Origin of the sequence: Corynebacterium heidelbergense (assembly GCF_028609845.1) — a bacterium.
In the GTDB taxonomy this organism is placed as follows: Bacteria; Actinomycetota; Actinomycetes; order Mycobacteriales; family Mycobacteriaceae; genus Corynebacterium; species Corynebacterium heidelbergense.
Genome location: NZ_CP063191.1, coordinates 2,064,398 through 2,087,406 on the forward strand (window position 1 = coordinate 2,064,398; position 23,009 = coordinate 2,087,406).

The following is a 23,009-nucleotide window of genomic DNA, read 5'->3' on the forward strand; positions in this document are numbered from 1 at the left end:
TCCGGTTCTATTGGGTGTTCATCGGTCTCGCTGGTTGCCCGGGGGATCATCCAGGGGGTCTCGCCACAGGCTGTGCCGCACAAAGAACGTTTGAAGCCCCGGGCGGTACATCAGCAGGCATGCCACGGCCAGCAACAGAGCCAGCACCGCCTGCCCCGTAGCTGCAATCTTGAGCACCCAACCCCCCAGCATGAAAAACATCGCGAGCACGCTGAGGCCGAGGATGATGCGCCTGCACCCGTTAGATCCCTTGCGCAGCCCGGGAGCCAGACCCACGATGGGAACGCCCAGCAAAATCAGCAGCACTCCGAGCAGGCGCACATTGCGGACCACGAAGTCCATGCGTTCCTGCTCTTGGGGGCTGGCGGCGGTGCGGTTCCAGTTGAGCTGGAACATTCCCACCGCGCTGAGCACCATGGCGCAGCCCACAATGATGAACAAGACGAACGCGATCACGACCTGGCGAGGGGTGGGGTCCCCTGCCTTCCACTCCTCGACGGAACGGTTGCGATCGCCCTCCGGCGGGACCAGGGAGGGGAACATGGTGGGCACGGTGGGCAGTCTCCTCTGGGACAGGGTGCAAGGGGGGCCTGGTTGTTGTGGGTCCTGGTTGTCAACGTATCTGCGGACTTGCCCGCTTTGTTCAGTTCCGCGCTATTCCCGGCGGTGGTGTTTGCCGCCGCTGGGTGGGGTGACGTCACCCGGCCCGGGCCCGGGGTTGTGCCCCGAGGTGGGCTTGGGGTTGCGCCCGGAGGTGGGCCGGGGACCGGGGACAGGCGCGGGACCCTGGGGGTAAGGCGGGCTCTGTTGGGGCTGCTGCCGGTGTTCTGGGCGGTGGTGCCCCTGCCGCTTATCCTGCTGCTTTTCCTGGCGCTTGTCCTGCCGTTCCTGCTGGCGCTGACGGCGCTGGGCCTCCACGGCATTGGCGTAGCGTTCCATTTCCGCCGCGCTGGGAATCCCGAACCAATCGGCGTTTCCCGGCCGGGACATGAAGTACATCCCCAAGCCCGCCGCGACGGCCGAGAGAATCGTGATGATCCCGGTGAGCAGGACAAACCCCACCGGCGTGGTGGCCGGGGCGGAACTGAACAGCAGGAAGATCGCGGACAGGATGAGGTAACCGCTGGCGATGTTGAGAAACAGCCGGGAGTACACGCCACCCCGCCCCGCCCGGAAGGTCAGATAAGCGCAGATGGCGGCGATGACAACGGACCATCCCAGCATCGTCCCATTGATCGCCGTGGTCAGGCTATCCACGCTCATCCCCTTGGGCAGGCCGGCACCCAGAGGACCGTTGGACTTCACCTGCTCGGCCACCTGCTGGCGCAGAGCCCGCCGGTCGACGAGGTTGCTGACGAACGTCACGACAGCAAGCAGAACCTGCATGCTGGAGACGGACAACCAGCACCACATCCCCCAACGGACATCATCCGGCGCCGGTTTCACGGAGCGCGCCAACCCACCCGGGCGGCCGATCTTCGGGGGCCGGGTGGGTTGAGATGGGGTGGGGTCCTGTGACGGCGGGGTTTGAGGCTGCATACCTGTCCTAGCCTACTGCCTGGCCGCGGCCCGGTTGGCGCTAGCGGCCCTGCCGCAGCAGCTTCGCCGCGTGGGTTGCCCAGTAGGTGAGCACGATATCGGCCCCAGCCCGGCGGATGCTCGTCAGCGATTCGAGGATCGCCGCATCCCCATCGATCCATCCGTTAGCTGCCGCAGCGCTGATCATCGCGTACTCCCCCGACACTTGATACGCGGCCACCGGCACCGGGCTGGCAGCCGCCACCTCCCGCAGCACGTCCAGGTAAGGCATCGCGGGCTTAACCATGACGAAGTCCGCCCCCTCGGCCACGTCCAGCTCGGTTTCCAGCAGGGACTCCCGGCGATTGCGGGGATCCTGCTGGTAGGTCTTCCGGTCGCCCACCAGAGAGGACCCCACGGCTTCTCGGAAGGGGCCGTAGAAGGCGCTGGCGTACTTCGCCGAGTAGGCCATGATGCTCACATCCGCGTAACCGGCCGTGTCGAGGGCTTCGCGGATGACGCGCACCTGGCCGTCCATCATTCCCGAGGGGCTCACGACATGCGCCCCGGCCCGTGCTTGGGCCACAGCCATGTCCGCGTATTGGGTGAGTGTGGCGTCGTTGTCCACGATTTGGTTGCCGTAGCGGTCCTGGCCCAGCACCCCGCAGTGGCCATGATCCGTGAACTCGTCCAGGCAGGTATCGGCCATGAGGACAATGTCGTCGCCGAAGCGCTGGCGAACATCCGCCAACGCCCGGTTGAGCACACCATGGGGGTCGATGCCCGCCGAACCCAGCGCGTCTTTCGTCTGCTCCTGTGGAACGCCGAAGAGGTCAATAGACCCGACGCCCGCAGCGAGCGCTTCCTCCACGGCGCGCAGGAGGGAATCCGTCGTGTGCTGCACCACGCCGGGCAGGGAGCTGATGGGCTTGGGCTCCGCGATACCGTCCGCCACAAACATGGGCAGGACAAAACTCCTGGGGTTCAGGTCCGTCTCCGCAGTGAAGTTGCGCATCGCGGGGGTGGTCCGCAGGCGGCGGGGGCGGCGGGAGGGGATGCTCAGTTCTCCGCGCTCTCCGTCCTGGGGGTTATCGCTGGGTGCAGCGCCGGTTGCGCCGCTCATTTGGTTCTTCAGGCTCATGCCCGCCGATGCTACTCGGCGGCCTCGGCGGGCTTCCGGCGCCGACGGCGCTTCCGCGGCGGGGGGAGCTGCCCCTTGGCCCGCAGATCTGCGACGTGGCCGGCGAGCGCGTCGACGAGCTCCGGCACGCCCGCGGCCTCCGGCATTACGTCCACGCGCAGGCCATGCTCCCGTGCCGTCTGAGCGGCCATGGGGCCGATGCAGGCGATGATCGTCCGACTGTGGGGCTTACCCGCAATACCCACCAAGTTCTTCACCGTGGAGGAACTGGTGAAACACACCGCGTCGAAGCCGCCGGTCTTAATCATGTCCCGCACTTCCGGGCTCGGCGGGGCCGCGCGCACCGTCCGATAGGCCACCACGTCCTCCACCTCCCAACCGAGTTTGATCAGGCCCTCCACGAGGGTCTCCGTGGCGATATCCGCCCGGGGTAGGAGAACCCGGTTGACCATGTCCAGGTCTGGGTCGTGCGGCGGGAACACGTCCACCAGGCCGGAGGCGTTGCGGGAATTGCGCGCAGGCAGTAGTTCGGGGGTGATGCCCAGATCCCGCACCGCCTGCGCCGTCTTGGGCCCCACTGCGGCGACGCGAACCCCCGCTAGGGCCCGGGCGTCCAGACCAAATTCCTGCAGCTTGTCCCAGGTCGCCTTTACCGCGTTGACGGAGGTGAACACGATCCAGTGATAGCGCCCATCCACCAGGCCCTTCACGGCGCGCTCCATCTGAGCCGGAGTGCGCGGCGGCTCCACCGAGATCGTCGGCACCTCCACCGGAATCGCACCGTGGGAAGCCAGGCGCGCACTCATCGGGCCCGCCTGATTCTTCGCCCGCGGCACCAATACCGTCCACCCGTACAGGGCCCGGTTCTCCCACCAGGAGTACTTGCTGCGGTTATCCACCTGCGTACCGATGGTGACCAGCAGCTCCTCGGGGATATCCCCCTCCTTTGCGGCGGGGCCCGTGGGAGCCACGACGTTCCTCAAGGACTCGAGGGTGGCATCGTAACTGCGTTGCCGACGGGTCGTGCCGTGCAGCGTCACCGTCACAGGCGTGGCAGCACCCACCCCCCGCTTCCCCAGTTCCGCGGCGATGTCCGCGAGGTCCTCCGGGGCGGCGGTGAGGATCAGGGGGAGGCCCGCACCGGCCAGCTGATCCCAGTCCGCTCCGCCGCGCACGTCCGCCTCGGTGACATCCGGGCCTACGGCGATGCCGGTGAAGGCGGGCACGGCCACGGAGCCCGTCATCCCCGGGACCACCTGGAACTCCACGCCCAAGGCCTCCACCTCGCGCAGTTCCTCCAGCACAGCCGGGTTGCTCAGCGGATTGCCGGCAACCAAACGAATCACGTCGTGCCCCTGCGACGCGCACTCGCCCATCCGGCGGGCAACGTCCCCGCTGGCCTCGCCGGGTTCGGCGGCCACGATCTCGGCGGCGGTCGGGGGCTCCGGGCGCGGTGGCTTGCGGCGGGCACCGGCCTGCTTTGCCTCCTCCAGTTGGGCGACCCACTCCGCCTCCACCCGGTCCAGCTTCTCCTGGGGCACGGGCACCTTCGCGGCAACCAGGTCCCGGACGGCGGGCAGGACCGCGGGGTCCACCCAAGCGTGGGCAGTGTGCTCAAGCACCTCGCGGGCGCGGACAGTCAACAGGTCGGGGTTGCCGGGGCCGGCGCCGACAAAGAGGACGCGGCCCAGCCCGGTGGGGGCGATTCCGGCAGTGGTCATAAGTGGACTTTCGTGTGCTCGGGGGAGGATGGGGATGGGGAGAGTGTTCTTCTGGTGGGAGCGGGCGGGAAAAGCAGCCGGGGATCTGATCGACCGGTGCCACCGCGGCTGTGGAGCCCGGTCACCTGGCGGTGGCCATCAACCTGTCCGCCCCGGCGCCGAGCAGTTCCCTGCCCACGTCCGCTCCGGCGGCCTCCGCCGCCTTCTTCCAGCTTTCGGCGGGTATTCGCACCCTGCGTTGCGTGACGAGTTTGTCGCTGCCATCCAACGCAAAAACGCCTCCGGTGATGGTGAGGGTGCTGTCGTCTTCCGCTAGCGTCGCATGGGCGGCCACGGGGGCGGAGCACCCGGCCTCGAGCGTGGCCAGCACGGCTCGCTCCGCGATAGCCCTCAGATGCGACGGCCGGTGATCCAGTCCCTCCACCGCAGCCCAGGCCAACTGGTCTGCTACCCGCACTTCTACGCTGAGGGCACCCTGGGCGGGGGCCGGCATGATGACGGCGGGGTCTATGGACTCGGCGGCGCGATCCAACTGCCCCACCCGTTCCAAACCAGCCCGGGCAAGGATCACGGCATCTAAGTCTTGGCCGACCCGCCCCATGCGGGTACCGATGTTGCCGCGCAGAGGCAGCAGCTTGAGATCCGGGCGCACGGCCAGCACTTGAGCGACCCGGCGGGGAGCGGACGTTCCCACCTTGGCCCCGCTGGGCAGCTCCAACAATCGGCGGTTATCCACGCTGATCAGCACTTCCCGCGGATCCACCCGCCGGGGCACGACCGTGCGGAAACGCGTGTCCGCCGCCGTCGGCAGGTCTTTGAAAGAGTGCACGGCGATATCGCATTCGCCGCGGGCCAGGGCGGTCCGCAGCGTCTCGGTGAACACGCCGATGCCGATCTGCTCCACGGGCGTTTGCGCCGCCTGGGAGGCGTCCCCGGGCGTGTGGACGATGTGCAGCTCGGCGGTGTGACCGGCTTCGGCCAGGCCATCGCGGACGTGTCCCGCTTGCGTGGTGGCCAGCAGGGAGCCGCGGGTGCCGATGAGCAAGGTGCGGTTGAGGGTCATGCTGATTCTCCCGGGCGCCGGTGGTCCGTGGCGGTCGTCTTTGTTCGGCTGGACGCCACCGACCGCAGCGCGGCGACACCGCCGCTGGGGAGGTCGGAGCTCTGCGGGTTGGTGACGGAATCCACGATCCCCGTGGGCAAGTTGAATAGGGCCGCAAGGGCATCCGGGTAGGTCACGGCCTGCCCCGCCGCGGAGAGCTTCTTCGCCTGCACAGTGGGAGTGTGGAGCAGCTTGTCCACGACTCGCCGCATGGATCGTTCCACCAGCGCGCGGTGGGCCGGGTCCATGCCCTCCGTCTGTCGCTCCAGTTGCAGGAGTTCTTCCGCCATGAGATCCGCCGCGCGGTGGCGCAGGGCCTTCACCGTGGGGACGACCGCCTGCACGCGCTGCTGCTCCAGGAACTCCGCGAGCTCGTGGGCCACGATGCTGCGCGCGGGCGCCTCGTCCTCCAGGGCCTCCCCGGCCATCGTCGTGAGTTGCTCGATGTTGAGCAAGGCCACGTCCTGCAAATTCCCCGCGCCGGAGGCGATATCCCGGGGCATGGACAAGTCGATGAGCACCAGGGGGCGCCCCGGGACGCGCCCGGGCAGCGCGGCAGCCACATGCTCCCTGGTCACGACGGTTTCCACCGCTCCGGTCGCGGACACCACGAGGTCCGCCCCGCCCAATGCTGCGGGCATATCGCCGAGGGCCACGGCGGTGGCACTCACCCCCGCCTGGGCCGCGTGATCAGCCAGGGTCTCTGCCCGGCTAAGCGTGCGGTTTGCCACCGTGACGTGGTCGATGCCCAACTTGCCGAGGTAGGTGGAGGCCAGGGAAGCCATTGCACCGGCGCCGATGATCAGCGCGCGGCGACCGGCCAGGGGCGCGCTGGTGGGGCTGGCGTCCGAAAGACCGAGAATCCGCAACCCCCGATCCACGGCAAAGGAGACCATAGAGGCCCCCGCCGCATCGATGGTGGTTTCCGAATGCACCCGCTTGCCCGTCCGCAGGGCCCGCTGGGTGAGGTCGTGCAGGGTCCGCCCCACGGTGCCGGTGTCCGAGGCAGACTGATAGGCGCTGCGAAGCTGACCGATGATCTGCTGCTCCCCCACCACCATGGAATCTAACCCGGAGGCCACATTGAGCATGTGCTCCGCGGCGGCATCGGCGTAGTGAACGTACAGGTGCGGCTCGAGGTCCTCTGCCGGAACACCGGAGAATTGCGCGACCGTCTCCACCACGTGATCTAACCCGGAGTGGAAGGCGTTGGCCACCGTGTAGAACTCCATGCGGTTGCAGGTGGACAGCACGAGGGATTCGGAGATGACCTCCCCATCCACGAGCGCCAATTGCAGCTTGGGCAGCTCGGAGTCCACGACGCTCACGCGTTCCAACAGGGGAACCGGGGCGGAGCGGAACGACAATCCGACGAGCAGAACCGAGGCCGAACCGGTACGGGCGTTGCCTGACATACGCGCTCGTCTACCTCCTGCTATTCGTCGACGGGCCTTCCGCTCAAGGCCCCCTCTTTCATCGAGGGGCGAAGGCCTGTGCAGCCTGCTTTTCGCCCCTCTTATCCTTCCCGGCTCACTCTTCCGTCCGGGGCTCCCCCACGTGGAAAAGGGGGCCAGGGGCTGTGCGAAGTCCGGGGCGACGGGCTGGCCGGTGGCGGGTCTGGGGTTGGTGGCTACCGGCAAAACCCCGCGCAACTGGCGGGGTGAATACGGGTACCTACGGTATCGCTAAGCCCACCCCAATGACAAAACGCGAGGGCTGTTTTGTTATATAACGCCACCAACCGGATCATTCGGCGGCGCCGAGCGCCGCGGCGAGGTCCTCGTTATCGACTTCCCAGCAGGCAAACTCGGCACCGTCCACGAGGACGACGGGCACCCGATCCCCGAACTCCGCCGCCGCCCCGGCGAACGCAGAGGGGGACTCCACGTCCACTACCTCCAAGGTGGCGCCGGCCCGGTCGACCACGGGCCGGATCTGCTCGAGGACCCGGGCGCAGGACCCGCAGCTAGCCCGGGTGAGGAGGGTGACCACGTGCCCGCCGGAGGGTTGATCCGGGCTCGACCCGGGGGAGGCATGGGCCTGCGGGGCTTTTCGGCTGCGTGACGTGCGGAAGGGAAACACAGCCCCGAGGATAACGAGGTGGGGCGGTACCGGGAGCGGGCGGCGGGGTAGTTTAGTCACTGTGACTGAGCAGCCGCGGGATTACGCGGACCGCCTGCGCAGCCAACGCCGACGGTTGGCGCATCAGGTCCAAAACAGTACCTCGGACAGCATCCTGGCTGTTCGGGGTATTGTTCGTGCCATTTTGAGCCAGCGGATTTTCCCCACCCGTGGGGACTCGGCCCAGCGCGAGGCCGGGGAGGCTTCAGTGCTCACCGCCCTGGACGGGCTAACCCCCGACGGGGAGGGCCCTGGGGCTCCCGCAGGCACCGTGGCCACCCGAGTAAGCCCCCCGGTGGATCCACGGAGCATCGACCCGGATTCGGATCATGCGGAACACGGGCAAGCCATCGACCAGTTGGCGCAGTTCCACGACCTGACTGAGGAGGAACTGCGCACGGCGCTGCGCAACGTGCGGGGAGCCCAGGCCGCGGCGGGCGGGGACAACCGGCTCAACGATCCGGATCCCACCATCCCTCAAGACGCGGGAGTGGCCGCCTTCTTCGATGTGGACAATACGCTGATTAAAGGGGCTTCCATCCTGCTGTTCGCCCGGGGGTTGGCAAAGCGGCGGTTCTTCACCGTTGGGCAGATCTGCCGGTTCTTGTGGAAGCAGGTGAAGTTCCGGGCCTCTGGAAAGGAGGACCCCAGCGATATCGCGTCTGGCCGGGAGGAGGCGCTGGCCCTGGTGCGGGGGCGGCGGGAGGATGAGGTCATCCAGATGGCGGAGGAGATCTGGGCGGCGACGATCGCAGAGCGCATTTTCCCGGACACGAAAGAACTGGCGAACATGCACTTGCAAGCGGGCCATCAGGTGTGGCTGGTCACCGCCACACCGGTGCAGTTGGCGCAGATCATCGCCCGAGAACTGGGCTTCACGGGGGCACTGGGGACGGTGGCGGAGGTCCGCGACGGTCGCTTCACCGGGCGCATGGTGGGGGACATCCTGCACGGCCCGGGCAAGAAGCACGCCGTTGTGGCCCTGGCCGCGTACGAAAACTTGGACCTTTCCCGGTGCACGGCCTACTCGGACTCCGTCAACGACATTCCCATGCTGTCCACGGTGGGAACCGCCGTGGCTATCAACCCCGATTCCCCTTTGCGGAAGCGGGCCCATGACCGAGGCTGGGAGGTGCGGGACTACCGGCGCGGCAGGCGCGCGGTGAAGCGGTTCGGGGCCCCGGCCGCAGCGGCAGCGGCCGCAAGCGCCGCCGGGGGCTACTGGATCATCCGACGCTGATCCCCGGTCGGTGAGGTGACCTTCGGGGGGACCGCACCGTGGGACCTTCCGCAGGCAGCAAAAATCCCCCTGCTTCCTAACGGCGAAAGCCAGGGGGTTCCACGGGCAGCTCCGACCGCGTCAGCGGCCGGGCGCAGGGCTTACTTGCCCAATTTCCGTCGCTGCACGCGCGTCCGTCGCAGCATCTTGCGGTGTTTCTTCTTGGACATGCGCTTGCGGCGCTTCTTGATGACAGAACCCATATGCGACGAACCTCGCTTCTACTCTTCGGCTAGTGCGGACAACTTCTTGTTGATGTGCCTCATCCAGGGCGCACGAATGGGGGCAATGTTACCGCCCCGCCCCGCTGTGGAACAAAAAGCCGCTCGTCGCACGGAGATTTACACGAAGGGGAGAGCGTTGAACTATCCCGTCTTGTCGGCGGAGTACACGGAGGACCCCAGGTACTCCTCCACCGCCTGCTGGTGAACGCGAAAGGAACGGCCCACCCGCACGGCAGGCAGATCGCCCGAGTGCACCAGGCGGTAGACGGTCATCTTAGACACGCGCATGAGCTCAGCGACCTCAGCGACGGTGAGAAACGTTCCGTTGTCTTTGCTAACCATAGATAGTCTTCACTTTCTTCGCGCTCTCCATGCGCTGCAGGCTTCCCCTCCCGCAGGACGTCACACGTGATCGCTACCGGGCTAGTGTACCGTGAAGTTTGTGGCTTATGCGCATCGAGGGGGAACATTATTCTTTTGTAACCTTCCGTGACTGTTGAGGTCACAGGACATGCGAGCACACCGACGCGGCTATTCCGGGGCCTGCTTGTGCCTCTATTTAGCCTATTTCCCCAGCTCGATGGAGCGATCCTTGCACGCCTGCATAGCGCGGAAGAAGGCGGTTCGGATCCCATTTTCCTCCAGCGCCCGGGTGGCGGCGGAGGTAGTACCCCCGGGGCTGGATACCTTCGCCCGAAGGTCTACCGGCCCATCCCCGTTCTCCTCATCATCTAGGCCAGCGGCCATCATCGCCGCCGCGCCCTCAGCCGTGGACACCGCCAGCTCCTCGGCCAATACGCGCGGCAGGCCCAGGTTTACCCCGGCGTCCACCATTGCCTCCGTGACCAGGAAGAAGTAGGCCGGGCCGGACCCAGACACGGCGGTCACCGCGTCGATATCCTTCTCCTTGACGATAACGGCCCGGCCCACCTTGGCGAACACATCCCGCACCAGCTCCAGGTGGGATTGTTCGGCCGCACGACCCCCGGCGAGGGCGCTGGTGCCCTTGCCCACCAACATGGGGGTATTCGGCATCACCCGTACGACAGGGGTGCCTGCGGGCAGCACGGATTCCATGGCCTCCAAGGTCACTCCCGCCGCCACGGATACCGCAATAGTCGCGCTGGGATTGGCGTCCACAACATCGGAGACCGATTCGAAGACCCCGAGGGCCACATCGGGTTTCACGCAATTGATGAGAACGTCGGCATCCTCGGCAGCGTCGGTGGCTTCCACGGAGGTCTTCACCCCGTAACGCTGCTCGAGCAGGCCAAGCCGCTGCTCGGAGCGATCCGCCACCGTGATGGCCGAGGGGTCAGTGCCCTTCGCCACCAGGCCCGACAGCAGGGCCTCGCCGATATTTCCGCCGCCAATAATTCCAATACGAGTCATGCCTCCCAGCGTGCCAGGAAGACCACTCGAGCGCTAACTAGGTGGCACAGAGGCGGATTATGGGCCCTAGGTGAGAGTTATATCCCCTGAATGAACCGTGGGCCGAGGGTGAGCAGCAGTCCGACGAGGAAAGCCAGGAGCAGATGCACCCGGTGGCTGTGCCGCAGCAAGACGTGCACCACGCCCACGAGCAGCAAAGTCACGGCGAGGGAGAGCAGCAGAACAACCCAGGTGGGCATACTGGCCCACAACAGGTTGAACGCGAAGAACACCCCGACACCGGCGGCGATAGCCAGGATGGCTTGGCCGATCAGGGCCGGCCAGGAGATGGTGTTGTCCTCGTACTCGATGATCTCATCGTCGTCGAGGTTCTCCTCCAGCTCCGCGATGTCCGAGGTGGGGCGGCCGTTGTCGGTGGCCTCTGCATCGGTGGTGGTGCCGTGCTCGGTGTTGGGGTCCTGCTCGGCGTCGGCTGTCTGGACGCCGGTGAGTTCGGTGCCAACGGTTTCGGCGCCGGCATTCGTGGCGGGCGCCGCAGTGGCTGCGGTCTCTGCGGGTACCGCAGTGGCTGCGGTATCCCGCTCGGCGTAAGCCACGTCCGAACCCATCCCGCGTGGTTCCTCGCGTGCCTCGCGACTGACCCGGCGGGCCGCCAGGCCGGGCCCCTTCGTTTCAGCATGGCTGTCCGCACTCCGTGCGGCACCGTGGTCTTCCGCATCCTCCGTCGCAGCAGAATCCGTCGCAGCAGCGTCCGTCCGCTGGGTGTTCTCGAGCTTGGCGACGTCCCCCCACGTTTTCTCCGCCTTCGCCGAAGAGCTGCCGTCAGCCTGGGCAGCTTTTTCACGCCGCCGCGCGCGGAAGAGGCCCCTAGAAGCTTCGCCGGAATCGTCACCCTCTACCACCGGCGTTTGCCCCGTCTGGGCCGCAGAGGGGCTGGGGGCGGAGCTGACGGGGCGCATCACAGCGGTGCGCTCACCAGGCTTTTCCCGTTTAGCGGTGCTCTGCGCGGCGGGCTCTCGCTGCTGATCCCGCGAGTCGTGCTGCGGCTCGGCCTCCCGCGGCGTTTCCGGCTCCCGTTGCTGGGCCACCTCGTCCGCCTGATCTTTCTCGGCAACGGCCTGGCCGGCTTCGTCGGTCTTGACGACGGGTATGGATCCGGTGAGCTCGGCGACGGAAATACCGCCGCCCTCAATGCTGCGGTGGCGACGGCGCCGGGGTGGCTGTGCCCCGTCCGCATCCTCGCGCCGATTGCGCGCCAACAGTTCTGCGACCGTCAGCTTTTCACTCATCCATCGATCCCATCAATCAAATCACCGGTAGCTGGCCGTCAACTTTACCTTGGCACCGTCGGCTGCCCTAACCGAAGAAGGATGTTTCCCGGTTGCGTTCACCACCCCGTCGCCTGGTCCATCTTGTTAAACAGCACCCCTTCTCGCAGCGCCCAGGGGCAGATGTGCAGCTCTTCGACACCGAGTTTGCGCATCGCGGCCTCCGCCACCAAGGCCCCGGCGACCACCTGATGCGAACGGTCTTCGCTGACCCCCTCCAGTTCCGCACGATCCGCCGCCGTCATCCGGGAAATAAAGGCGATGAGCTGCCGCAGCCCGGATTGAGTGAGCGTGCGCTGCACCCTGGGTCCCGCCGAACTCGGCGCCGCGCCGGTGAGCCGAGCAAGCATGCGAAAAGTCTTCGAGGTCCCCGCGGCACGATCGAAAGGCCCGGTGCTCAACAGAGTCTCCACCGGCGCCTCCAGCTCCGCGTCGATGAATGCCCGCAGTTCGGCGATAGCTGCCTTGGTCGGCGGATCGCTGTCAAACCATTCCCGGGTGAGTCGCCCGGCGCCGAGGTTCACGCTGAGGGCTTCGTCTGGCCGCTCGTTACCGCCGATGGACATCTCCAGGGAACCACCGCCGATGTCGAGGTCGAGGATGCGCCCGGCGGACCAGCCGTACCAACGGCGGACGGCCAGGAAGGTGAGGCGGGCCTCCTCTTCCCCGCTGAGGATTTCCAGGCGAACCCCGGTTTCTTTTTCCACGCTGTCTAGCACGTCATCTGCGTTTTTCGCGGAGCGGATTGCGGAGGTGGCGAAGGGCAGCATCTCCTCGCAGCGGAATTGCTCCGACATTTCCTTCGCAAGCACGACCCCCTTGGTGAGCCGTTCGATGCCCTTGGTGTTGATCGCCCCCTTTTTGTTGAGGTATTCCACCAGCCGCATGGGGGTTTTCCAATTGCTCATGGGGGTTGGCGGGCCACCTCGCATGGCGTCGACAACCACCAAATGCACCGTATTACTTCCCACGTCCAGGACACCTAATCGCACAGCGTTAACCCTATCCCGTCTAGCGTTGGGAAGGTGACTGCTCCCAGCGATGCCTCCGATAAACCCACGGGTTACCCGCGCGATACCGCCGCCGATCGGGCGGTGCGCAGTGGCCGAGAAGTTGCGGCCGATCATCCGCGGGAATGGCTGGAGTTCATGGATCCCAACGATTCCGCCCACGTTATTTCGGTGGATCTCACGTGGTTGCTGTCCACGTATAGGTGCCGTTTCGGTTCCGGTGATTGTCGGGGTATCGACGCCACCAACCCCGATGCGGGCTGTTGTGCCCACGGGGCTTTCCTCACGGATGCTGAGGATAAGGAGACCGTGGGGCGCATTGCCCGCCAACTCAGCCCGGAGGTGTGGCAGCACCACCCGGACAACGGTGGCCCCGCTGGGGTGGATCGACCGGGCCCAGAGGGGGAACTGGAACCATGGCTGGAGTGGGATGAGCTGGAGAACGATGAGGGTATCGCAGAACCCACACTGCGCACCCGGGTGCTGGAGGGGGCCTGTATCTTCGCCAACCGGGCCCGGTCCAGTAACGGGGAGTTTGCGGGCCCAGTGGGTTGCGCACTACACGCATTCGCAGTGCAACGGGGTATTCCGCTGCCGCAGGCTAAGCCGGAAGTGTGCTGGCAGTTGCCCATCCGCCGTTTAGAGGCGTGGGAAACCCGGCCGGATGGGTCGGAGGTGGTGCGCACGACCATCACGGAGTACACTCGACGGGCGTGGGGCGGGGGTGGGGAGGATTTCCATTGGTATTGCACCTCCGATCCCGCCTGCCACCGGGGCACCCGCCCATTATGGGAGACCCACAAGGAAGAGCTCACGGCACTGCTAGGTGAGGATGCTTACGCCTACGTTGCGCGGCATTGTCAGCGCCGGACCGCTACGGCCCCCAATGGCCAACCCCTCTTAGCGATTCACCCGGCAACAGCCGCAGCCCGGGATCAGATTTCGAACTTGTAGCCCAGGCCCCGGACAGTAACAAGGATTTCCGGTTGGGAGGGATTGCGCTCGATCTTCGAGCGCAATCGCTTGACGTGGACGTCCAGGGTTTTGGTGTCCCCCACGTAGTCCGCACCCCACACTCGGTCGATGAGCTGCCCTCGGGTAAGCACGCGCCCGCTATTGCGCATGAGGTATTCCAGCAAGTCGAATTCTTTGAGGGGCATGGGGACTTTCTCCCCGTCGACCGTGACGATATGGCGCTCTACATCCATGACGACCCGCCCTTCGCGCAGCACGAGGCCGTCGTCGCCATCGTCGAGCGCGTCCGACTCGCCACCGCGGCGCAGCACGGCTCGGATGCGGGCGATGAGTTCCCGCGCGAAGTAGGGCTTAGTGACGTAGTCATCGGCCCCCAGCTCCAGGCCCACAACCTTGTCGATTTCGCTGTCGCGGGCGGTCACCATGATGACCGGCACGCTGGAGGTCTGGCGCAGTTGGCGGCACACCTCGGTACCAGACATTCCCGGCAACATGAGGTCCAACAGAACAATGTCGATGTGCTTCTGGGCGAAGGTGTTGAGCGCGGTGGGGCCGTCGGCGGCGAGGTGGACGTCGAAGCCCTCTTTCTTCAGCAGGAAGGCGAGGGGCTCGGCGAGGGATTCCTCATCCTCGACGATCAGCACACTGGTCACGTGGAAACCCGTTCCTTTTCGCCAGCTCGGCGGGTAGTCAGTTGGGGAAATGTCAACCTAATTTTGCGTTGTCGTTTATCTCACCGCAACCGAGAGCGGGCTATCCGCCGTCGCGGTTCGGTGTCGCCCACCCAGTACGGCGGGGACTCGACTTCTGGGTAGCCGCCGGGTGCACGGGAAGTAAATGAGAGCCGCCGGCGCCGGGTACGGTCTAGCGCTCCGCTTCCCGTGCTTCTTCGCGCAGTTTCTTGGCGTCCGGAATCACCGGGCTTTCCATACGCGGACCGGGTATTCCGGTCGCATCGGGGACGCACAATGGCAGCTCGAGGGTGAAGGTGGAGCCGGTGCCCGGGCGAGACCACAGGGAAACCGCTCCCCCGTGGTTGGCCATGACGTGTTTGACGATCGCCAGCCCTAAGCCGGTGCCACCGGTGTTTCTGGAGCGGGCCTTGTCCACCCGGAAGAAGCGCTCAAAAACGCGTTTTTGGTCCTCCGGGGCGATGCCGATTCCGCGATCGGTCACGCGAATGATGACCGTATCGTCCCGCACCGCGCGGGAGACCGACACGGGCGTGGCTTCTGGGGAGTAATTGATGGCATTGGTGATGAGGTTCGCCAGGCAGGTGACGAGGAGGTTCTTATCCCCCATCACATTGGCGCCCACCTCGGAATCCCGTACGAGGTCTATTCCCGCAGCCTCCGCAGCCAGGCGGCAACGGTCGAACGCGCACTCGACAATGTCGTCCACGTCCAGAACCTCTGGGTCCGGGAGGGACTCAGCACCCTGCAACTTAGATAAGGAAATGAGCTCGGAAATCATCTGGGACATCCGGCGCGTCTCGTTCATCAGGCGCTTGCCGAAGTACTCCACGGAATCCGGATCGTCCCGGGCCTCCATGAGGGTTTCCACCAACAGCGAAATGGCCCCCACCGGAGTTTTCAACTCGTGGGAGACATTGGCCACGAAATCCCGCCGGGCAAATTCCATCCGGACGTGTTCCGAGTCATCCGTGGCGTACACCACCGCATAGCGATCGTCCATGAGCGTGAGCAACTGGACCTGACCGGCAACGGAGATGACAGGGCGGTTACCGCGCCGCGGCGGGGGGAGAAAACGCACCTCCCGGGGCTCGTGATCCCCCAGCACCCGCTCTGCCACGGTCCACGCGTTGGGATTGAGAATGCGCTCATGAACCAAACCCAATTCGTGGGCCCGCGGGTTGGATAAGACAACGCGTTGGCGGTGGTCCACCACGGCGATCGCTTCCGGGGCGGATTGGATGGCGAAATGGAGCACCTGGGTCACCGTGGAGACCCGGTTGCCCTCGAGCTCCTGGCGGGCACGTTGGTTGCGCTTCGCCCTCATGCGTCGACGGTAGGCCCACATCACTGCCATGCCGAGGAGGATGCCCACGGCGAGCCCGATGAGCATCCACATCCACTCGAGGGTGGGGGACCCGCCCCCGGCGGCAAGAATCATCGCGATGATTACTTAGAGGCCTGGCCCTGCGCGGCCACGGCGGCGGCACCGGCAGCAGCGGCCTCCGGGTCCAAGTAGTCCCCACCGGGGTTGAGCACCTCGCCCTGCGCATCCAGCCGGTAGACGAGGGGAATACCGGTGGGGATGTTCAACCCGGCGATGTCCTCATCGGAGATGTTGTCCAGGTGCTTGACCAGCGCACGCAGGGAGTTGCCGTGAGCTGCGACGAGGACTGTCTCCCCCCGCTTGAGGCGAGGTTCAATCTCGGACTCGTAGTAGGGCACAAACCGCTTAACGACGTCCAAGAGGCACTCGGTGCCGGGAATGCGGTCCAGGTTGGCGTACCGGGGGTCCGAGGTCTGGGCGTACTCATTGTTCGGGTCGATCTCCGGCGGCGGGGTGTCGTAGCTACGGCGCCACGCCATGAACTGGTCTTCTCCGTACTTCTCCTTCGTCTCCGCCTTGTTGAGGCCTTGCAGGGCCCCGTAGTGGCGCTCGTTGAGGCGCCAGTCCCGGATCACGGGAATCCAGTGCAGATCGGCGGTATCCAACGCGATATTGGCCGTGGTGATCGCGCGCCGCAGCAAGGAGGTGTAGAGGATCGTGGGGGTCAACCCAGCCTCTTTAATCATCTCGCCGCCGCGAACGGCCTCTTCCCGGCCCTTGTCCGTCAGGGCGACATCGACCCACCCGGTGAACTGGTTGGAGGCGTTCCACTCGCTCTGGCCGTGGCGCAACAGAATGAGAGTGCCGTGGTCTTCTTGGGGGTTTGCCTGAGAGGTGTCGGTCATACATTTCATCTTGCCACGCTGGCGGCCGCATGGTCTGCCCACCGGCATACCCCGAAGGTTTCGCTCCCGGCCAGAAGCCCCCTAAAGGGCCAGAAGCACGCCACAAGTGACGAGTGCGTTGTTCGATACGTGGAGCAGAAATGGGCCCCACAGACTCCGGAACCACAATCGCGCCATTGCAAGGGCGATCCCGAGGAAGAAATTGTACACAATCAGCGGAGGGGCGATGTGCACCAAAGCAAAACAGGCGCTTACGATCGGGACGGCAACCCACCGAGGCAAGACTCCCAGTAGGTAATCAAGGAGAACGCGCCTAAAGACAACTTCCTCCAATAAAGGTCCGACTAAAACATACAGGAAAACTGCGGGCACAATCGCTACCCAACTGAGCCCACCGAAAGCGGTTTTCTCGGATGTCCCCTGCGCCTCAACACCAAGGACACTGCCTACAATCGCCGTAGCCTTAGCCGCTAAAACTATCGCGATTGGGGACCACCACAGGATGTGCCATAAGGAACGACGCGCCTTACAGAACCCCAGTTGCACCCGATTCCACCGACAGTTCCGAATCAGACCGATCCAAAGAATGAGTAAAGCACTAAATGAAGCGGCGAGAAAAGTGCCACTGAGAACGAGCTCAGCTTTCGAACCTAACCCATCTCTGAAAAGTGGGAAGAAAGCCAAGGCCGTTAAGAATGGCAGATATGGAGATAGGAACAAACCTCCCGCCCACAAGAGGTGTTTCCGGGTGGGAGTGGGATGTAGTCCCAAATAGTTCCGTTTTCGCCGTCCAAGTTCTACCAAGTTCACTTCTCCGTTCCACCTGTCCCAAGCTTGTTATAAATCCAGTCACCGACCGGCTTGCGACCACTTTCTAGCCAACCGGCCGATAGCCCCAGGACTTCTGGCACAGGCAGTGGTGCTTTTGCTCTGCTGCTGCGGCAGATGAGACCCCGAAGCTGCTCCGCTAGGCTGGAATATAGCAGCCAGATGTGTCGCTGGCAGTGCGCGCAGTCGAAAGGACCTCTGTGGCAGCCCATCCGTACGTTGAGCCCAAAGTGAAACACCTCCCCTCTCGACCTCTTTACGGGGCCACCATCAGACAGGCCGCCTATCGATTCTTCGCCAAGTCCTTCGACTTTAGGGGATCTGCCTCCAGGAGTGAATTCTGGATAGTTACCGGACTCTTCTGGGCTATCTCGTTCCCGGTCGCCTGGATTGACAACCAGTTTGGTTTAAGGCTGGCTCAGGGATTGAGCATTCTTACCGCGATCCCTTGGCTGAGCCTAACGTGTAGGCGCCTCCATGACGCAGGGTTCTCAATCGCCCTCCTTCTAATCGCCGTGGTACCTTTCCTTGGCTGGATCATCTTGTCGCTACTCATCATGCTTCCCCCATGTACTCGCGATGGGCATTTGCCCAAAGCCGACGAGGCGAACGCTTCCGCTAAACCCGGAAACTAGGCGTAAACTTTTCATTGGCCGCTCCATGAGCGGGCCAGCAGGTTTCATTCTTGGGCCAAGCGGTCCCTGAAACATCCTATGATCCGCACGTACTACGCCAATCTCGTAGAGATTACCTCCATTGGGGGGCACCGCATCTAGGTAAGTCGAAGCATCGAAGGGCCGCGTCGGTTAGTCGGACACGAAAGGAGCAAGAAGACAGTGTCACAACCCTCTGCGGAACAAACTTCACACGGAGTCGAACGGAGAGGTTCCATAGTCCTGTTCGACGGGTTCGAGGCCCTAGATGCTTTCGGGCCAGCTGACCTCATTGGTCACGTCCCCTCCTGGCAAGTGGAGTATGTGGGTGTTCACCCTGAACGTAGCCCGGTTCGTAGCGCCCAAGGCTTCTCAGTTATACCTACTGCGTCGCTAGATGACCTGCGCGCATCGACAGTGGTCGACATTCTGCTTGTTCCGGGCGGCCCAGGGACCAGACTCCTGGTGAATAATGACCACACTTTGCAAGCAATTGCCGCTTTGGGCGAACGCGCGTCGGTCGTCAGTTCCGTCTGTACCGGTGCGGCGCTTCTCGCCCGTGCGGGCCTTCTTGACCACCTGAAGGCAACTTCGAACAAGATGGCTCTTGACTGGGTCTCGAGCCAATCGAGCCTAGTGGACTGGCAAACCAGCGCCCGCTGGGTCGTCGATGCAAACCGATGGACATCTTCCGGGGTGGCCGCCGGCATGGACATGACCTACGCCCTTATCGCCCATTACGCCGGAGAATACGCTGCGGCGACAGCTGCACGCTGCCTGGAACTAAACGTTCAGCGAGATCCCCTCCACGATCCCTTCTCTGCGGAACACGGGTGACTACGCCGAGCAGTTGACGGGCGCGTGTTCGCCAAATTCCCCCTTTTCAGCAGATCAAAAGGTGTTACTCCGGACGCTCCTCGTCATCCGTCAGCTTTTGCGCCTCCCCCTCCGGCTGCGCAGCCTCATCCGGCAAGTGCGAACCCGGCGGCGGCGCCAACAACGCGATCTCTTGATCGGAAGGCTTCAGACGCGCAAATGCCGCGAGGTTGAACGTCGGCTCCCCCCGGGACAGGCGCCAGGCCCACTCATGGCGGATGGAGCTGGCGAAGCCACGCTCCAGAATCCGGTTGAAGTCCCCGTCAGCCCGTTCCATGACGTGCCCCAGTACGCGCTCCAGGTCCTCCGACGTTGTCGAGTCCGGCAGTTGCCCCACCAAGTAGATATCCCCGCTGGCATCCACCGTGTAGTGCACCCCGAAGGTTCGCCGGTTCGCCTGGAGAAGCAACCGGTACACATCCTCGTGGGCTTCCTCCACCGCACGGCAGATAAACGCCTCCACCCGGATCATCCCCTCCTGGGGAATGAACAGGCAGTGGGTCTTCAACCGCTTCTCGCCCGGCAGGGTCACGGCAACCACGCCATCGCCCTGCGAGTACTCCACCCCTGCCTCATCGAGCAGCGCGCATATCCCTTGGGTGTTCATGTGCCCCAAGGTACACCCAGTTTCCCCACACCCCCCCTGGGCCCTAACCGGCGGGTTGGCGGGGCGGGCGCAGCTGCTGGCTCTCCACGTTCGTCAGCGAACAGTACAGATCGGCGAGGCTGCGAGCCGAGTTTTTCCAGGAGAATTTCGCGGCATGCTGCGGGGCATGCTCGCCGAACGCTATGCGCTTAGCGTCGTCCACAATCAACTCCCCCAACGTGTCGGCCCACCGCTGGATATCGTGACCATCCACCAGCAGGCCGGTCTGTCCCTCCTCCACGGCGATGGGCAGACCCCCCACGCGCGTGGCGACCACCGGCGTACCGCAGGCCTGTGCCTCCAAAGCGACCAGGCCGAAGGATTCGTTGTAACTGGGGACGGCCACGATGTCCACCGCCTGATACACGCTCACCAACTCCTCCGGCGGGCGCGGAGAAAGAAACCGCAGGTAGCCCGCAATGCCCAGCTCCCGGGCCAGTTCTTCCAGGGCCTCCGGTTGCTGCGTTCCCGAACCGCTGGGCCCCCCGCAGATGACGACGCGGATCTTTTCCTCCGGGTGCTCCTCGATCAGCCTCGCGACGGCGCGCAGCAAAATGTGCGGCCCCTTCAGCCGTTGGATACGCCCGACGAACGCAATCACCTTTGCGTTGAGCGGGATGCCCAGCTCCCGGCGCGTCCGCTCTGTCGCGTGATCGGAGCCCGGGGTGAACCGCGCCACGTCCGCCCCCGGCATCACCACTTCAATCCGTGAGGTGCGCGCGTCATAACCGCGGACAAGATCGTCCACCTCAGCAGGCGTGTTGACGATCAACAGATCCGCGTTATCCACGATTTGTTGTTCGCAGATGCGTCGGCTTTCTGGTTCGCGGACGTCGCCATCAGCCAGCGCGTTATTTTTTACGGACGCCAACGTGTGCGCCGTATGGACCCATGGGATGTTCCACAAGTCCCGCAGCAACCAACCCACCTGGCCGCTAAGCCAGTAATGCGAATGGATCACGTCATAGTGGGCGCCATCCTCGCGGGCGAAAGCAAGAACGGAGCCAGTGAAGGCGACTAACTGGGTGGGCAGTTCGGACTTCGCCAGGCCCTCGTAAGGGCCCGCGACGCAGTTGATTACCCGCAAGCCCGGGGCGCAGTGAACCACTTCCCCCTGCGACGGCCGGGTGGCTCGGGTGAACACGTCCACCTCCACCCCCAAACGCGCCAACTGCTCGGCGGTGTTGCGGATGTACACGTTCATCCCCCCCGCGTCCCCCGTCCCCGGCTGCTCCAGGGGGGAGGTGTGCATGGAGATCATTGCAATACGCATGCAGCAGAGCTTACCGGCAGGTGGCACACCTCATTGGGGGGCCTTTTCTTTGACATTTTTTGCCCCTAAACAGTTTTCCTTGCCTATTCTTATTGGGGTACATCGGCGCTTCTCGCGGCGCCAAGGCGATTCGAAACCCAGAGGACTGTTCATGACTAACCCCACGCACACCGCCGCCGGCTCCCCGTCTTCCTCTCCCGCCACCAGCGCGGAACCGGGCGGCGCGACGGGCGCAGAAACCGCTGCGAACAGCACCGGTGCGCAAGGCACGGCATGGAAGGACAAGCCCTACCTCAAGTACTACGCGGACTGGACCCCGCACAGCCTGGAGTACAGCGATAAGACCCTTACCGACATGTTGGAGGAGACCATCGCCGCCAACGAGGACCAGCCCATGCTGGAGTTCTTCGGGGCCACCACCACCTATGCCGAATTCGCCGAGCAGGTCAACAGCACCGCAGCGGGACTGCGCAGCCTCGGCGTGAAGCCGAAGGACCGTGTCGCCCTGGTCCTGCCGAACTGCCCGCAGCACCTCATTGCCTTCTTCGCCGTGCTGAAGCTGGGCGCAACCGTCGCGGAACACAACCCGCTGTACACCGCCCGGGAATTGGAGGGGCCCTTCGAGGACCACGGCGCCAAGGTCGCCATCGTCTGGGACAAAGTGGCCGGCACCGTTGGCGAGCTGACCGGGCGGACCCCCTTGGAGAAGATCATCTCCGTCAACATGATCGAGGCCATGCCCGGCACCAAGCGACTAGCCCTGAAACTTCCCTTCGGCCCCATTAAGGAGAAGCGGGACCTGCTACACGCCCCCGCCCCGGGGACCGTGGCTTTCAGCGACCTCATGGGCAAGAAGATCGGCGGGTTGGGCAAGGACATCGTGCGCCACCCCGACATGAGCGCCGACGACGGGGCCATCATCCTGTTCACCTCCGGTACCACGGGCAAGCCCAAGGGCGCCGAGCTCTCCCACCGCAACATCATGGCCAACGTCACCCAAGGCCTGGCCTGGGTCAAGGAACTGGGCAAGGGCGGGCAAGAAAAGTACCTGGCTGTGCTCCCCCTGTTCCACGTCTACGGGCTCACTCTCACCGCCGCACTGGGCGTTTCCACCGCAGGCAAGCTCGTCCTGCTGCCCAAGCCGGAGGTGCCGCTCATCGTGGACCAACTAAAGAAGGAACTGCCCACGTACATGCCGGGGGTCCCGACGCTCTACGACAAGGTGATTCAAGCCGCCGAGGAGCACGATATCGACCTCAAGGGCATCTCCAACGCCCTGTCCGGTGCGGCTCCCCTGCCCGTTCAAACCACCGAACGGTGGGAAAAGAAGACCGGCGGAAAGATCATCGAGGGCTACGGCCTCACCGAGACCTCCCCGATCATCGTCGCGAACCCCATTACCCCCGACCGGCGCGCCGGGTATATCGGGATCCCCTTCCCCGACACGGAGGTGCGCGTCGCCGACCCGGAGGACCTCTCCCGCACCATGCCCGACGGGGAAGCAGGTGAGCTGCTGGTCCGCGGCCCCCAGATCTTCAACGGGTACATCAACCTGCCGGAGGAGAAGCAACCCTTCCACGAGGGCTGGTTCTGCACCGGGGACATGGCCGTTATGGAGCCCGACGGCTTCATCCGCATCGTGTCCCGTATCAAGGAGATGATCATCACCGGTGGCTTTAACGTGTACCCGGCGGAGGTGGAGGAATTCCTCGAAGACCACCCGCAGATTCAGAAGGCCGGGGTGGTCGGCATCGAGGGCGAGGACGGCTCTGAGGAGGTCGTCGCCGCAGTCACCCTGCCGGAGGGTGTCAGCGAGGACCAGTTCGATGCGGAGAGCATCAAGGAATGGGCGCGGGAAGGCCTGACCCGGTACAAGGTGCCCCGCCGCTTCTTCGTGGTGGACGAGATGCCCGCAGACCTCATCGGCAAGATCCGCCGCCGCGAAGTCAAGGACCTCGTGAAGTCCATGCTGGAGGACGGCTCCAAGTAGGCGCCGAT

Annotated in this window: 23 protein-coding genes; 5 read left to right on the forward strand and 18 right to left on the reverse strand. The window is 64.7% G+C overall.

Annotation, left to right across the window (positions count from 1 at the left end; all coding sequences use genetic code 11):
* Window positions 1–18: 18 nt before the first annotated feature.
* The 7 genes from CHEID_RS09175 to CHEID_RS09205 all read right to left on the reverse strand — a co-directional run bounded on the left by CHEID_RS09175 (window position 19) and on the right by CHEID_RS09205 (window position 7,474).
* Entirely contained in the window at window positions 19–552 is a 534-nt protein-coding gene (locus tag CHEID_RS09175) for a hypothetical protein (RefSeq protein ID WP_112770240.1), read from the reverse strand.
* A 102-nt stretch (window positions 553–654) separates the two neighbouring features.
* Complete coding sequence (locus CHEID_RS09180; protein WP_273661110.1) at window positions 655–1,539, reverse strand: DUF1129 domain-containing protein; 885 nt, start codon at window positions 1,537–1,539, stop codon at window positions 655–657.
* A gap of 40 nt (window positions 1,540–1,579) precedes the next feature.
* Window positions 1,580–2,641 carry a porphobilinogen synthase gene (gene hemB / locus CHEID_RS09185; protein WP_420536405.1) on the reverse strand — a complete coding sequence of 354 codons (1,062 nt, stop codon included), beginning with the start codon at window positions 2,639–2,641 and terminating at the stop codon, window positions 1,580–1,582.
* A 29-nt stretch (window positions 2,642–2,670) separates the two neighbouring features.
* Window positions 2,671–4,380 carry a bifunctional uroporphyrinogen-III C-methyltransferase/uroporphyrinogen-III synthase gene (locus CHEID_RS09190; protein WP_273661112.1) on the reverse strand — a complete coding sequence of 570 codons (1,710 nt, stop codon included), beginning with the start codon at window positions 4,378–4,380 and terminating at the stop codon, window positions 2,671–2,673.
* Window positions 4,381–4,501: 121 nt separating this feature from the next.
* Window positions 4,502–5,443 (reverse strand): hydroxymethylbilane synthase, encoded by a 942-nt coding sequence (gene hemC, locus CHEID_RS09195; RefSeq protein WP_112768527.1) that lies wholly within the window; start codon window positions 5,441–5,443, stop codon window positions 4,502–4,504.
* Window positions 5,440–6,897 (reverse strand): glutamyl-tRNA reductase, encoded by a 1,458-nt coding sequence (locus CHEID_RS09200; RefSeq protein ID WP_112768526.1) that lies wholly within the window; start codon window positions 6,895–6,897, stop codon window positions 5,440–5,442. The genes hemC and CHEID_RS09200 overlap by 4 nt, the downstream gene beginning before the upstream one ends.
* A 331-nt stretch (window positions 6,898–7,228) precedes the next feature.
* Window positions 7,229–7,474, reverse strand: a complete 246-nt coding sequence (locus CHEID_RS09205) for a glutaredoxin family protein (protein WP_112768539.1) — start codon at window positions 7,472–7,474, stop codon at window positions 7,229–7,231.
* Window positions 7,475–7,625: 151 nt separating this feature from the next.
* Here CHEID_RS09205 and CHEID_RS09210 point away from each other — a divergent pair, with 151 nt between their 5' ends.
* Entirely contained in the window at window positions 7,626–8,843 is a 1,218-nt protein-coding gene (locus tag CHEID_RS09210) for an HAD family hydrolase (protein ID WP_238599201.1), read from the forward strand.
* Window positions 8,844–8,983: 140 nt separating this feature from the next.
* On the opposite strand, the gene CHEID_RS09215 is transcribed toward CHEID_RS09210, so the two are convergent.
* The 5 genes from CHEID_RS09215 to CHEID_RS09235 all read right to left on the reverse strand — a co-directional run bounded on the left by CHEID_RS09215 (window position 8,984) and on the right by CHEID_RS09235 (window position 12,818).
* On the reverse strand, window positions 8,984–9,085 hold the full coding sequence (locus tag CHEID_RS09215; RefSeq protein WP_003855542.1) for a 30S ribosomal protein bS22: 102 nt from the start codon (window positions 9,083–9,085) through the stop codon (window positions 8,984–8,986).
* 162 nt (window positions 9,086–9,247) lie between these two features.
* A complete protein-coding gene (locus tag CHEID_RS09220; RefSeq protein ID WP_112768525.1) occupies window positions 9,248–9,448 on the reverse strand; it encodes a helix-turn-helix domain-containing protein in 201 nt (66 codons plus the stop codon).
* A 222-nt stretch (window positions 9,449–9,670) separates the two neighbouring features.
* A complete protein-coding gene (proC, locus tag CHEID_RS09225; RefSeq protein WP_112768524.1) occupies window positions 9,671–10,498 on the reverse strand; it encodes a pyrroline-5-carboxylate reductase in 828 nt (275 codons plus the stop codon).
* Between the two features lie 77 nt (window positions 10,499–10,575).
* Window positions 10,576–11,787, reverse strand: coding sequence for a hypothetical protein (locus CHEID_RS09230; RefSeq protein WP_112768523.1), 1,212 nt, complete (start codon window positions 11,785–11,787; stop codon window positions 10,576–10,578).
* A 98-nt stretch (window positions 11,788–11,885) separates the two neighbouring features.
* A complete protein-coding gene (locus CHEID_RS09235) occupies window positions 11,886–12,818 on the reverse strand; it encodes a Ppx/GppA family phosphatase (protein ID WP_112768522.1) in 933 nt (310 codons plus the stop codon).
* Window positions 12,819–12,851: 33 nt separating this feature from the next.
* Here CHEID_RS09235 and CHEID_RS09240 point away from each other — a divergent pair, with 33 nt between their 5' ends.
* Window positions 12,852–13,790, forward strand: a complete 939-nt coding sequence (locus CHEID_RS09240; protein ID WP_112768521.1) for a DUF3109 family protein — start codon at window positions 12,852–12,854, stop codon at window positions 13,788–13,790.
* On the opposite strand, the gene CHEID_RS09245 is transcribed toward CHEID_RS09240, so the two are convergent.
* The 4 genes from CHEID_RS09245 to CHEID_RS10585 all read right to left on the reverse strand — a co-directional run bounded on the left by CHEID_RS09245 (window position 13,772) and on the right by CHEID_RS10585 (window position 17,545).
* Entirely contained in the window at window positions 13,772–14,464 is a 693-nt protein-coding gene (locus tag CHEID_RS09245; protein WP_112768520.1) for a response regulator transcription factor, read from the reverse strand. The two genes, CHEID_RS09240 and CHEID_RS09245, sit on opposite strands and share 19 nt — an antisense overlap.
* A 211-nt stretch (window positions 14,465–14,675) precedes the next feature.
* Window positions 14,676–15,902 carry a sensor histidine kinase gene (locus CHEID_RS09250; protein WP_112768537.1) on the reverse strand — a complete coding sequence of 409 codons (1,227 nt, stop codon included), beginning with the start codon at window positions 15,900–15,902 and terminating at the stop codon, window positions 14,676–14,678.
* A 50-nt stretch (window positions 15,903–15,952) separates the two neighbouring features.
* The gene (locus tag CHEID_RS09255; protein ID WP_112768519.1) at window positions 15,953–16,735 is read right to left on the reverse strand and encodes a phosphoglyceromutase; all 783 of its coding nucleotides are present in this window, start codon (window positions 16,733–16,735) and stop codon (window positions 15,953–15,955) included.
* Between the two features lie 81 nt (window positions 16,736–16,816).
* A complete protein-coding gene (locus CHEID_RS10585; RefSeq protein WP_112768518.1) occupies window positions 16,817–17,545 on the reverse strand; it encodes a CPBP family intramembrane glutamic endopeptidase in 729 nt (242 codons plus the stop codon).
* Window positions 17,546–17,793: 248 nt separating this feature from the next.
* On the opposite strand from CHEID_RS10585, the gene CHEID_RS10590 reads away from it, so the two are divergent.
* Both CHEID_RS10590 and CHEID_RS09260 read left to right on the forward strand, forming a co-directional pair.
* The gene (locus tag CHEID_RS10590; RefSeq protein ID WP_420536406.1) at window positions 17,794–18,198 is read left to right on the forward strand and encodes a DUF805 domain-containing protein; all 405 of its coding nucleotides are present in this window, start codon (window positions 17,794–17,796) and stop codon (window positions 18,196–18,198) included.
* A gap of 201 nt (window positions 18,199–18,399) precedes the next feature.
* On the forward strand, window positions 18,400–19,053 hold the full coding sequence (locus tag CHEID_RS09260) for a DJ-1/PfpI family protein (RefSeq protein ID WP_112768516.1): 654 nt from the start codon (window positions 18,400–18,402) through the stop codon (window positions 19,051–19,053).
* 64 nt (window positions 19,054–19,117) lie between these two features.
* On the opposite strand, the gene CHEID_RS09265 is transcribed toward CHEID_RS09260, so the two are convergent.
* Both CHEID_RS09265 and mshA read right to left on the reverse strand, forming a co-directional pair.
* Window positions 19,118–19,699: a type III secretion system chaperone family protein gene (locus tag CHEID_RS09265; RefSeq protein WP_112768515.1), complete on the reverse strand. Its 582-nt coding sequence runs from the start codon at window positions 19,697–19,699 to the stop codon at window positions 19,118–19,120.
* Between the two features lie 43 nt (window positions 19,700–19,742).
* Complete coding sequence (gene mshA / locus CHEID_RS09270; protein ID WP_112768514.1) at window positions 19,743–21,011, reverse strand: D-inositol-3-phosphate glycosyltransferase; 1,269 nt, start codon at window positions 21,009–21,011, stop codon at window positions 19,743–19,745.
* 151 nt (window positions 21,012–21,162) lie between these two features.
* On the opposite strand from mshA, the gene CHEID_RS09275 reads away from it, so the two are divergent.
* Window positions 21,163–23,001: a long-chain-fatty-acid--CoA ligase gene (locus tag CHEID_RS09275; RefSeq protein ID WP_112768513.1), complete on the forward strand. Its 1,839-nt coding sequence runs from the start codon at window positions 21,163–21,165 to the stop codon at window positions 22,999–23,001.
* Window positions 23,002–23,009: the final 8 nt, after the last annotated feature.